The organism is Nocardia sp. JCM 38205 (assembly GCF_058222935.1).
In genome coordinates, this window is record NZ_JBYHFL010000005.1 from 128,019 (window position 1) to 139,305 (window position 11,287).

Consider the following 11,287-nt stretch of genomic DNA (forward strand, 5'->3'; position numbering starts at 1 on the left):
CTAATGGTCCTCCTCACCGATACGGTGCACGTGGATCAGGTTGGTGGAACCGACGGTACCGGGCGGGGAGCCGGCCACGATGACGACCAGGTCGCCCTTCTGGTACCGGTTCATGCTCAGCAGCGCCTGATCGACCTGTTTGATCATGGCGTCGGTGCTGTCCACCGTAGGCACGATGAACGTTTCGGTGCCCCACGTCAAGGCCAGCTGGCTGCGCACCTCCGGCAGCGGGGTGAACGCGAGCAGCGGCAGCGGGGTGTGCAGGCGGGCCAGCCTGCGCACCGTATCGCCGGACTGGGTGAAGGCCACCAGCGCCTTGGCGTTGAGCCGCTCACCGATATCGCGGGCGGCGTAGGAGATGACGCCGCGCTTGGTGCGCGGCACATGCGTCAGCGGCGGCACCCGGGTGGATTCGGTCTCCACCGCGTGCACGATGCGCGCCATGGTGCGCACCGTCTCGATCGGGTAGGCGCCGACCGAGGTCTCACCGGACAGCATCACCGCGTCGGCGCCGTCGAGCACCGCGTTGGCGACATCGGAGGCCTCGGCCCGGGTGGGCCGGGAGTTCTCGATCATCGACTCCAGCATCTGGGTCGCCACGATGACGGGTTTGGCGTTCTCCCTTGCCATTTGGATGGCGCGCTTCTGCACGATCGGCACCTGCTCGAGCGGCAGCTCCACACCGAGGTCACCGCGCGCGACCATGACCGCGTCGAAGGCGAGCACGACGGCCTCGAGGTTGTCGATCGCCTCGGGCTTTTCCAGTTTGCCGATCACCGGCACCCGCCGGCCGACGCGATCCATCACGTCGTGCACCAGCTCGACATCCGACGGCGAACGCACGAATGACAGCGCGATGAAGTCGACGCCCAGTTTCAGGGCGAATTCCAGGTCTTCGATGTCCTTGTCGGACAGGGCGGGCACCGACACGTCCATGCCGGGCAGCGACACGCCCTTGTTGTTGCTGACCGGGCCGCCCTCGGTGACCCGGCACACGACGTCGTTACCGTCGACGGCGGTGACCGTCAGGCCGACCTTGCCATCGTCGACGAGCAGGCGGTCGCCGGGCTTGGCGTCGGCGGCGAGTTCTTTGTAGGTGGTGGAGACGCGGTCGTGGGTGCCGTCACAGTCCTCGACGGTGATGCGCACCTCTTCGCCCGTCGCCCACACCGTCCGGCCTTCGATGAAGCGGCCGAGGCGGATCTTGGGGCCCTGTAGATCGGCGAGAATGCCGACGGCGCGGCCGACGTGGTCGGCGGCCTGCCGCACCTTCTTGTAGTTGTCGGCATGGTCGGAGTGCTCACCGTGGCTGAAGTTCAGCCGCGCCACGTCCATACCGCTCTCGACGAGTTCTCGAATACGGTCCTCGGTGGCAGTGGCCGGTCCGAGGGTGCACACAATCTTCGTCCGTCGCATCACGAGTAGAGCCTAGTCCCGACCGCGGTGTGGGTCGCGTCGTGGATGCGCCGAGTCGCCGCGTGACAGTTGCCGAGGCGCCGCGTGGCAGTGCGGGGCCGCCGGGTGGGTGCACGGAATCGCCGGGCCGGGCCGGCTCACCGGGCGCTGAGTGAACGCGCGTAGTTCACCTGATGCAGCAGCATCGGGAAGGTCTGCTGATTCTGCGCCGGGATCATCGTGGAGTGGTAGCGGCCCTCGCTGGTGACCGTCACCTGGACGTAGCCGACCGTGGTCTTCTCCTTGACCAGCAGAAACAGCAGGCCGAGGAAGCACGCCGGGAACAGCAGGATCGCCAGCACCACCGCGTAGGTGGGAATCTTCTCCGAGGTCTGCGACATATCGGTGATCGTCCAGACCGCACCGCGCAACGGCATCGTGCCCGCCGGAGTGGTCACCGAATCCTCGGAGACGCCGATATCGCCGATGGACATCACGAACCCGCCCGGCACGCCGAACGGCATCGGACCGGCCGTGCCCGGCGGCATCGACGGATACATCACACCCACCATGGGTGGGAAAACTGCGGTGTGTTGCGGCCCGGCGGGTCGCTGTGCGCCGGTCACCGGCCGGGCGGGACCGCCGTCGGCGGGGTAGGCCTGATCGCCCGGATGTGATGGTGGTGGATCGGTGGCCTTGCGCAGACTCGGCCCGGTGCCGGGCGGGCCGTACCGCGGGCCACCGGTTCCCGGCGCGTTCGGATCATTGTCGGCCACTCGCGTCCTCCTGTCTCCCGGGCGCTCGCGCCGCCCCCCGGTCAGCTCAATCTCTTCGCCCAACCATGCGGGCCCGCGCCGGACCCCACCGCCCCCATTCTGTCGGGACGGAGCGCGGTTGTCGCTCGAACCCGATCATGGGCTCCCAGCGCTGTCCTCCGCCGGCCGCGAAGGATCGGCGGTGAGCCCGGGCCGCCGGACATGACTGTCGCCGGCCTCTGAGCGACAACGCCCGACAATGTCGATCAAAGGTGGGCGAAAGGACCCTTCGCGCGGACTAACCGCCCTTCTGCACCGTGGACTGCGTCGGCTCGGCGTCGCCATCGGTGCTCGTCTCGGCGCCGGCGTCGGACTCGGCTGTCCGGGTCGCGGCGTCGGCCGGCGCTTCCGACTCGTCCGCGTCGGCACCGGAAGAGCCGCCCTCCGGCGACTTCGTTTCCTTGTCGCTCTCGTCGGCTCCCGCATCCTCGGCCGCAGGGGCACGGCGCAGGGCGCCGATCTGCCACGGCCACGGGCGCGGTTCGGCGCCGGGCTGCAGTTGTGCCGGCGTCTCGCGGCCCTTCGTCGCGAAGACGAAGTAAGCGATGGCAGCGAGGAAGACCAGGGCCGAGGTGAAGGAGTTGATGCGGATGCCCGCGATATGGGTGGCCTCGTCGTCGCGCATGAGTTCGACGAAGAACCGGCCGAAGCTGTAGCCGGCGACGTAGAGCGCGAACAGGCGGCCGTGGCCGATGCGGAAACGTTTGTCGACGTACACCAGCAGCAGCACCACCAGCACGTTCCACAGCAATTCGTACAGGAACGTCGGGTGCACGACCTTCTCCACCACGCCGGTGGAGACGCCGTTCATCATGTCGAGGCGGCCCTGGTCGTCGAAGCGCTGGTAGATCTCGAGGCCCCAGGGCACCTCGGTCTCGCGACCGTAGAGTTCCTGGTTGAAGTAGTTGCCGAGGCGGCCGATGGCCTGCGCCAGCAGGATCGGCGGAGCGATGGCGTCACCGAGGGCCGGCAGCGGGATCTTGTAGACGCGGCAGCCGATCCAGGCGCCGACACCGCCGAGGAAGACCGCGCCCCAGATGCCGAGGCCGCCCTGATAGATCTTCAGCGCGTCCATCGGGTTGCCGTCGGCGCCGAAGTACTTCTGCCAGTCGGTGGCGACGTGGTAGAGCCTGCCGCCGATGAGACCGAACGGAACCGCGAACATCGCCACGTCCAGCACCGCGCCCTGCTGTCCGCCGCGCTCGCGCCAGCGCCGCTCACCCCACCAGATGGCGACGATGATGCCGGCGATGATGCACAGCGCGTAGGCCCGCAGCGGGAAGGGCCCGACCTGCCACACGCCCTGCGGCGGGCTGGGGAGATAGGCGAGCACGTCGGCGGTGGCGGCGCTCAGGACACCGTCACCCGGCGTGCCGATGCTGGAAACACTGTCTGCCAGGACTCGTAAGGTCACGGGGGCCACCGTAGTCGAGGAGCGCGACGGTGCGCCTTCGGGTCAGGACGCGACGGTGGCCGAGCGCACGCCGTCGGCCAGCTCGGCCGTCAGCTTCCGCACCGCGTCCAGGCCGTCGGCGGCCGCGCTCACCAACGCCGAGCCGACGATCACGCCGTCGGCGTAGGCGGCGATCTCGGCGGCCTGCGCACCCGAACGCACCCCGAGACCGACGCCGATCGGGATGTCGGAATGCGCGCGGATGCGGGCGCACAGTGCGGGCGCGGCCGAGGACACCGCGTCACGGGCACCGGTGACGCCCATGGTGGAGGCGGCGTAGACGAACCCGCGCGACGCCTCCAGCGTCTTGACCAGGCGTTCTTCGGTGGACGACGGCGCCACCAGGAAGATCCGGTCCAGGTCGTGCGCGGCCGAGGCGGCGAACCACTCGCCGGCCTCGTCCGGGATGAGGTTCGGGGTGATGATGCCCGCGCCACCCGCGGCCGCCAGGTCGCGGGCGAACCGGTCGACGCCGTACTTCAGCACCGGGTTCCAGTAGCTCATGACCACGGCCTGGGCACCGGCGGCGGTGACGGCCTCGACCACGGAGAACACATCCCGCACCCGCACCCCGCCGCGCAGCGCCTGCTCGGCGGCCCGCTGGATGGTCGGCCCGTCCATCACCGGATCGGAGTAGGCCACGCCGACCTCGACGATGTCGCAACCGGCCTCGACCATCGCGCGCACGGTGGCGATGGAGCCGTCCAGATCGGGGTAGCCCGCGGGCAGGTAGCCGATCAGGGCGGCACGATGTTCGCTGCGGCAGGCCGCGAAGGTGTCGGCGAGTCTGGACTGCTGGCTCACTGCGCGTTCCCCTTGCCCTCTGCGTCGTCGAACAGTCCGAACCAGCGCGCGGCGGTGTCCATGTCCTTGTCACCGCGACCGGACAGATTCACCAGGATGATGGCGCCGGGGCCGAGCTGCTTGCCGAGTTCGAGCGCACCGGCCACCGCGTGCGCGGACTCGATCGCCGGGATGATGCCCTCGCTGCGGCTGAGCAGCAGCAGCGCGTCCATCGCCGCGGTATCGGTGACCGGCAGGTATTCGGCGCGGCCGATGTCCTTGAGGTAGGCGTGCTCCGGGCCGACACCCGGATAGTCCAGTCCGGCGGAGATGGAATGCGATTCGATGGTCTGGCCGTCCTCGTCCTGCAGCAGGTACGAGTAGGCGCCCTGGAACGCACCGGGCGAGCCACCGGTGAAGGTGGCGGCGTGGCGGCCGGTCTCGACGCCATCGCCCGCGGCCTCATAGCCCACCAGGCGCACGCCCGGATCGTCGATGAAGGCGTGGAAGATGCCGATGGCATTGGAGCCGCCGCCCACACAGGCGGCGACGGCGTCGGGCAGCCTGCCGGTGAGCTCCTGCACCTGCTCACGCGCCTCCAGCCCGACCACGCGCTGGAAATCGCGCACCATCAGCGGGAAGGGATGCGGGCCCGCGGCGGTGCCGAAGCAGTAGTAGGTGTCATCGGCGTTGGAGACCCAGTCGCGCAGGGCCTCGTTGATGGCGTCCTTGAGGGTGGCCGAGCCGGTGCTCACCGACACCACCTCGGCGCCGAGCAACCGCATCCTGGCCACGTTGAGTGCCTGCCTGGCCGTGTCGACCGCGCCCATGTAGACGATGCAGTCGAGGCCGAGCAGCGCGCAGGCCGTCGCGGTGGCCACGCCGTGCTGGCCGGCGCCGGTCTCGGCGATGACGCGGGTCTTGCCCATGCGCTTGGCCAGCAGCGCCTGCCCGAGCACATTGTTGATCTTGTGCGAGCCGGTGTGGTTGAGGTCTTCGCGCTTGAGCAGGATGCGGGCGCCGCCGGCGTGCTCGGCCAGGCGGGTGCATTCGAACACCGGCGAGGGACGGCCGGTGTAGTCGCGTTGCAGCCGGTCCAGCTCACCGAGGAATTCGCGGTCGCTGCGCACCTTGTCGTATTCGGCGGTGACTTCGTCGATGACGGCCATCAGCGCCTCGGGCACATGCCTGCCGCCGTAGACGCCGAAGTGGCCGCCGTCGTCGGGTTCGTGTCCGCTGCGGTGGGCGACGCCCTCGCTGGCCGCGGGCAGCCCGGTCGCGGCCATCAGCGCGCCCGCCGGGCGGGCTTCGGGCAGGACGGGTGGGTGCCCGCGGTCACCAGCTGCGATACCGCTGCCCGCGGGTCGCCGCTGGTCACCAGGCCTTCGCCGACGAGCACGGCGTCCGCGCCCGCGCCCGCGTAGGCCATCAGATCGGCGGTGCCGCGCACCCCGGATTCGGCGACGCGGATGACCTCGGTGGGCAGCCCCGGCGCGATCCGCGCGAAGCAGTCGCGGTCGACCTCGAGCGTCTTGAGGTTGCGGGCGTTGATGCCGACGACCGAGGCGCCGGCATTGAGGGCCCGGTCGGCCTCTTCTTCGGTGTGCACCTCGACCAGCGCGGTCATTCCCAGCGACTCGGTGCGGTCGATGAGCGAGCTCAGCGTGTCCTGTTCGAGCGCGGCGACGATCAGCAGGATGACGTCGGCGCCGTGCGCGCGCGCCTCGTGGATCTGGTACGGGCCCACGACGAAGTCCTTGCGCAGCACCGGGATGTTCACGGCCGCGCGGACGGCGTCGAGGTCGTCGAGCGAGCCGTGGAAGCGACGGCCCTCGGTGAGCACACTGATGATGCGGGCGCCGCCGTCTTCGTAGGCCTTGGCCAGGCTGGCGGGGTCGGCGATCTCGGCGAGCGGCCCCTTGGAGGGGCTGGCCCGCTTCACTTCGGCGATGACGCCGATGCCGTCTTCATGCAGTGCCGCGAGCGCGTCCTTGGGCGGCGGCGCGGCGGCCGCTGCGGCTTTGATGGCTTGGAAGTCCAGCAGGGATTCCCGTGCGGCCACATCCGCGCGGACCCCGTCGAGAATCGAGTCGAGTACCGTCATCTGGCTCGAATCCTTTCTGGGGAGACGGACTCACTGCCTGAGAAATCCCCCCAGGCGCTGTCTCACCGGTGCTGATCAAGAGTAAAGGGGCGGGTGTGACGCGCGTTCGCCGGGGTTGTCCCCCGGGTTGCGGGCGTCGGCTACTTGTGCTGCGCGAGGTCGCCGGATCATCGGATCACCTGGTGCCGGGCTCGGCCGGGCCATCATCGGAGCCGGTCCGCGGGTGATCTTCGGTGGGGTCGGTCCCCGCGTCGAGCGCGTCCCAGAGGACTCGTTCGGTCACCGGCGGCGCGGTGGGGTCGCTCGCCTCGCCGCGCCCGGCGACCAGGTCGGTGGCGGCGGCGCGGCGGGCGACCGGCGTGTCGTACTTGCCCGACAGCTGTGCGCTGTCTTTGGGCATTCTGGCCAGCAGCACGCCCGCGGCGAAGGCGGCCAGCGCGCCTGCCATGGTCAGCACGGCGGGCGCGGCGGAAGTGCTCACCTGCTCGACCTGGGCGCGTGCCGGGAGTTCGGCGAGGGTGGCGGCGCGTTGCGAGGTCGCGCCGGAGCCGGTGAGCAGTGCCAGCGCGGGCACCGCGACGACCGCGCCGACCAGCGCCACCAGCACGCCGACGACCCGGCGCAGCCAGCCCTTGGTGGCCAGCACCGCGGCGATGGCGGCCAGCAGCACCAAGGCCAGCGGGGTGAGCGCGCCGAACCAGGTGCCGCCGTCGAGGTCGTCGGTGCGTGGTTCGGTGAGCCCGTCCGAGGAGCGCACGCTCACCCAGGTCATCCGCGAGGCGCCCCACAGGGCGGCCGCGGAGACGGCGAGCAACACCACCGGAGCGACGGGATAGCGCCGTCCGGCCGGCGTGCCGGACGTGCCCGCACTCTGCGCTGACGTCCCGGGTTCCGGGGTGTTCTCGTCGCTCATGCGGGCGCCTCGCCGATTCCGGTGGTGCTCGTCGCCGGCCCGGCGCCGGTACCGGCGTCGGTGTCCGCGACGGTCTCGGGGTCCGCCCGATAGGCCCGCACGGTCTTCGCCGCAGCCACCGCCCGCAGCACCGCCATGGCCTTGTTGCGCGATTCGGCGTCTTCGTATTCGGGTTCGGAATCGGCGACCACACCCGCACCGGCCTGGACGTAGGCGGTGCCGTCCTTGAGCAGCGCGGTGCGGATGGCGATCGCGGTGTCGGCGTCGCCGGCGAAGTCCAGATAACCGACCACGCCGCCGTAGACGCCGCGGCGGCTGGGTTCGAGTTCCTCGATCAACTCCATCGCCCGCACCTTCGGCGCACCCGAGAGCGTGCCCGCCGGGAAGCAGGCGCGGACCGCGTCGAGCGCGATCTTGCCCGGCGCCAGCCGCCCGGACACCGTCGACACCAGATGCATGACGTGGCTGTAGCGCTCGACATGCCGGTACTCGGTGACCCGCACCGTGCCCGGCTGGCAGACCCGGCCCAGATCGTTGCGGCCGAGGTCGACGAGCATCAGATGCTCGGCGTTCTCCTTCTCGTCGGCGAGCAGGCCCTTCTCCAGCAGCAGATCGTCTTCCTCGGTGGCGCCGCGCCACCGTGTTCCGGCGATCGGGTGGGTGGTGGCCACGCCCTCCTTCACCGTCACCAGCGATTCCGGGCTGGAGCCGACGATGGAGAACGCGGTCCCGCCGGAGCCATCGGGCACGTGCAGCATGTACATGTACGGGCTCGGGTTGGAGGCGCGCAGCATCCGGTAGAGGTCGATCGGGGCGCCGTCGTAGTCCATCTCGAAGCGCTGCGACAACACCACCTGGAAGGCCTCGCCCGCCTCGATCTCCTTGACCAGCCTGCGCACTCCGGCGCCGAATTCCTCGCTGGTGCGCTGGCGGCGGTACTGCGGTTCGGGCTGGTCGAACACCGAGACCGTCGATGCGGCGGGCGCGGCGAGTGCGGCGGTCATCCGGTCCAGCCTGGCCACGGCGTCGTCGTAGGCCTCGTCGACTCGCTCGGCGGTGCCGTTCCAGTTCACCGCGTTCGCGATGAGGGTGATCGCACCCTCGTGGTGGTCGAAGGCGGCGAGGTCGGTGGCCAGCAGCAGCACCAGATCGGGCAGCCGCAGATCGTCGGCGGCCAGATTCGGCAGCCGCTCCATCCGGCGCACGGCGTCGTAGCCGAGGTAGCCGACCATGCCGCCGGTCAGCGGCGGCAGCCCCGGCATGCGTTCGGTGCGCAGCAGTTCCAGGGTCTGGTGCAGCGCGTCCAGCGGATCGCCGCCCGAGGGCGCGTCGGCGGGGGTGGCGCCGAGCCAGGCGGCCTCGCCGTCGACCACGGTCAGCGCCGACGGGCTGCCCGCGCCGATGAACGACCAGCGCGACCAGGACCGCCCGTTCTCCGCCGATTCGAACAGGAAGGTGCCTGCCCGGTCACCGGCGAGCTTGCGGTAGGCCGACAGCGGAGTCTCGGAGTCCGCCAGCACCTTTCGGGTCACCGGCACCACCCGATGCTCGGCGGCCAGCTGATGGAACTGTTCGCGGGTCGTGGTGGCCGTGGTGTCCTGGCGGTGGGATGCGCCCTGCATCGGTCCATCATCCCAGGCGGCTACGACAGGCCGATGGGCGCACCCGCCGGTAGGGTCGGTCCATGAAGACTGGCCAGCTCGCTCCGCAGTTCGAGCTCCCCGATCAATCAGGCACCAAACGTTCCCTCGACGAGCTGCTCGCCGACGGGCCGCTCGTGCTCTTCTTCTACCCCGCCGCCAATACTCCGGTGTGCACGGCCGAGGCCTGCCATTTCCGTGATCTGGCCGAGGAGTTCGCCGCGCTCGGCGCGAGCTGTGCCGGTATCAGCACCGACGCGGTCGACACCCAGGCCGGATTCGCCGACAAGCAGCGCCTCGGTTATCCGCTGCTGTCGGATGCCGATGGCGCGGTGGCTCAGCAGTTCGGCGTCAAGCGTGGCTTGCTCGGCAAGCTGGCTCCGGTCAAGCGCCAGACCTTCGTCATCGATACCGACCGCACCGTGCTCACCGTCATCACCGGTGAACTGCGCGCCAACGTGCACGCCGACGAGGCGCTGCAATTCCTGCGCGAACGCGCCAAATGATCCATCGCCGGTCCGGGTGCCCCCCGGACCGGCACTTTTCCTGCCGAAACACCGTCCGAGCACCCGCACCGTCGTCCCCGGGCAACCTACGCTGGAGTCATGACCACGCCCGAGCGCACGCCGGACACGCGGACCTCCACGATCTCCTGGCGCACCCGGATCATCGCGGGTGCGGTCCTGGTCGTAGTACTGATCGTCGCCTATCTGATTCTCGCCGCGTTCATTCCCCGCTGGTGGGCCCAGCGGGTGGGCGAGATGGTCAACGGCAGCTTCTCCAAGGGCATCGGCTGGGGCCTGGTCTACGGCGGACTGTGTACCGCCATCCCGTTGTTGCTGTTGCTCGTCGCGGCGCTGGTGTGGCGGCGACGCGGCGGCAAGGTCATCGCGGGCGGGGCCGTGGTGCTGGCCCTGGTCTTCGCGATTCCCAACCTGATGACGCTGACGGTGGTGCTCGGCGGCAACAATGCCGCGCACGCCGGCGAACGCATCATGGACGTCGACGCGCCCGCCTTCCGCGGCGCCTCGCTCACCGGCGCGATCATCGCCGCGCTGATCTTCCTGCTCGTGCTGTTCCTGGTGGTGCGGCGCGGGTGGCGGCGGCGCGCGGAAGCCAAGGCGCTCGTGCAGTCGGGCGGTTCGGCGCCGATCGACACCGGCCGGCCGGTCCGCGAACCCGGCACCGCACCCCGCGCGGAGGGACGCCGCCCCGACCACCTGTGAGTGACCTCACGTCGTTTCGTGTCTCGCAGACGGTCGAGCGAAGTCGTGGCAAACTCATGGGCGCGGGTGACTGTCAGGGCACGACCACGTCACTTGGCTCGAGAGAAGGCGCACAGTGACGAAGTGGCTAAACCCAGTAGAACAGCGAGCTTGGCGGGCGATTGTCGCGTTGATGACACGCCTGCCGGGCACTTTGGACACCCAGCTGCAACGCGAGGCCGGACTCACGCACTTCGAATTCTGGGTGCTGTCGCTGCTGTCGGAGGAGCCGGGACACCGGCTTCAGATGAGTGAGCTTGCCCACAGGGCAAACGCATCGCTATCGCGACTGTCTCATGTGGTGTCCAAGCTGGAGCGGATGGGCTGGGCCGAGCGCACCGTCACCGCCGGGCGGCGTGGTGTCCAGGCCGTCCTCACCGATGACGGGTACACGAAGGTCGTCGAGGCCGCGCCCGGATACCTCGACGCGATCCGCTCGCTGGTTTTCGACGGTCTCGACGCCGGTCAGATCTCCACCCTCGCCGATCTGGGCGAGGCGATGGCCACCCAACTGGCCGACCGGCTCGGTGTCCCCCGCACCAAGGGCGAACCCTCCGGTTTCTGATCAGCCCTCGGAACCGGCGGCGAGCAGCACATCCGCATCGAAGCAGGTGTGGGTGCCGGTGTGGCAGGCCGCGCCCACCTGGTCGACGGTGAGCAGCACGGTGTCGCCATCGCAATCCAGGCGCACCTCGTGCACGTGCTGGGTGTGACCGGAGGTCTCCCCCTTCACCCAGTACTGGCCGCGTGAGCGCGAGTAGTAGGTGGCCTTGCGGGTGGCGAGGGTGCGGGCCAGCGCCTCGTCGTCCATCCACGCGACCATCAGCACATCGCCGGTGCCCCGTTCCTGCGCGACGGCGGAGAACAGGCCGGCCTCGTTGCGCTTGAGGCGAGCGGCGATGGCTGGATCCAGAGTCAT

The 11,287-nt window shown here is 69.9% G+C and carries 12 protein-coding genes; 3 read left to right on the plus strand and 9 right to left on the minus strand.

Annotated elements, in window-relative coordinates:
- The 8 genes from pyk to AC4HOU_RS19510 all read right to left on the minus strand — a co-directional run bounded on the left by pyk (nucleotide 1) and on the right by AC4HOU_RS19510 (nucleotide 9,085).
- Nucleotides 1–1,419: a pyruvate kinase gene (pyk, locus tag AC4HOU_RS19475; RefSeq protein ID WP_175585991.1), complete on the minus strand. Its 1,419-nt coding sequence runs from the start codon at nucleotides 1,417–1,419 to the stop codon at nucleotides 1–3.
- Nucleotides 1,420–1,553: 134 nt separating this feature from the next.
- A complete protein-coding gene (locus AC4HOU_RS19480; RefSeq protein WP_490724887.1) occupies nucleotides 1,554–2,171 on the minus strand; it encodes a hypothetical protein in 618 nt (205 codons plus the stop codon).
- Nucleotides 2,172–2,448: 277 nt separating this feature from the next.
- Entirely contained in the window at nucleotides 2,449–3,564 is a 1,116-nt protein-coding gene (gene lgt / locus AC4HOU_RS19485; RefSeq protein WP_490725066.1) for a prolipoprotein diacylglyceryl transferase, read from the minus strand.
- Between the two features lie 102 nt (nucleotides 3,565–3,666).
- A complete protein-coding gene (trpA, locus tag AC4HOU_RS19490; RefSeq protein ID WP_194991646.1) occupies nucleotides 3,667–4,467 on the minus strand; it encodes a tryptophan synthase subunit alpha in 801 nt (266 codons plus the stop codon).
- Nucleotides 4,464–5,732, minus strand: a complete 1,269-nt coding sequence (gene trpB, locus AC4HOU_RS19495; protein ID WP_194991647.1) for a tryptophan synthase subunit beta — start codon at nucleotides 5,730–5,732, stop codon at nucleotides 4,464–4,466. Before trpB ends, trpA begins: the two co-directional genes overlap by 4 nt.
- Nucleotides 5,732–6,550, minus strand: coding sequence for an indole-3-glycerol phosphate synthase TrpC (gene trpC / locus AC4HOU_RS19500; RefSeq protein ID WP_104359429.1), 819 nt, complete (start codon nucleotides 6,548–6,550; stop codon nucleotides 5,732–5,734). Before trpC ends, trpB begins: the two co-directional genes overlap by 1 nt.
- A gap of 175 nt (nucleotides 6,551–6,725) precedes the next feature.
- Nucleotides 6,726–7,463, minus strand: a complete 738-nt coding sequence (locus AC4HOU_RS19505) for a TIGR02234 family membrane protein (protein ID WP_195007300.1) — start codon at nucleotides 7,461–7,463, stop codon at nucleotides 6,726–6,728.
- Nucleotides 7,460–9,085 carry an anthranilate synthase component I gene (locus AC4HOU_RS19510; protein WP_490724888.1) on the minus strand — a complete coding sequence of 542 codons (1,626 nt, stop codon included), beginning with the start codon at nucleotides 9,083–9,085 and terminating at the stop codon, nucleotides 7,460–7,462. The genes AC4HOU_RS19505 and AC4HOU_RS19510 overlap by 4 nt, the downstream gene beginning before the upstream one ends.
- A gap of 62 nt (nucleotides 9,086–9,147) precedes the next feature.
- Between AC4HOU_RS19510 and AC4HOU_RS19515 the strand changes: the two genes are divergently transcribed.
- From AC4HOU_RS19515 to AC4HOU_RS19525, 3 genes are all read left to right on the plus strand, one after another.
- Entirely contained in the window at nucleotides 9,148–9,609 is a 462-nt protein-coding gene (locus tag AC4HOU_RS19515) for a peroxiredoxin (RefSeq protein ID WP_195007299.1), read from the plus strand.
- A 99-nt stretch (nucleotides 9,610–9,708) separates the two neighbouring features.
- Entirely contained in the window at nucleotides 9,709–10,329 is a 621-nt protein-coding gene (locus AC4HOU_RS19520; RefSeq protein ID WP_194991100.1) for a permease, read from the plus strand.
- Between the two features lie 70 nt (nucleotides 10,330–10,399).
- A complete protein-coding gene (locus AC4HOU_RS19525) occupies nucleotides 10,400–10,933 on the plus strand; it encodes a MarR family winged helix-turn-helix transcriptional regulator (protein ID WP_178128273.1) in 534 nt (177 codons plus the stop codon).
- On the opposite strand, the gene hisI is transcribed toward AC4HOU_RS19525, so the two are convergent.
- Complete coding sequence (hisI, locus tag AC4HOU_RS19530) at nucleotides 10,934–11,287, minus strand: phosphoribosyl-AMP cyclohydrolase (protein WP_437198434.1); 354 nt, start codon at nucleotides 11,285–11,287, stop codon at nucleotides 10,934–10,936.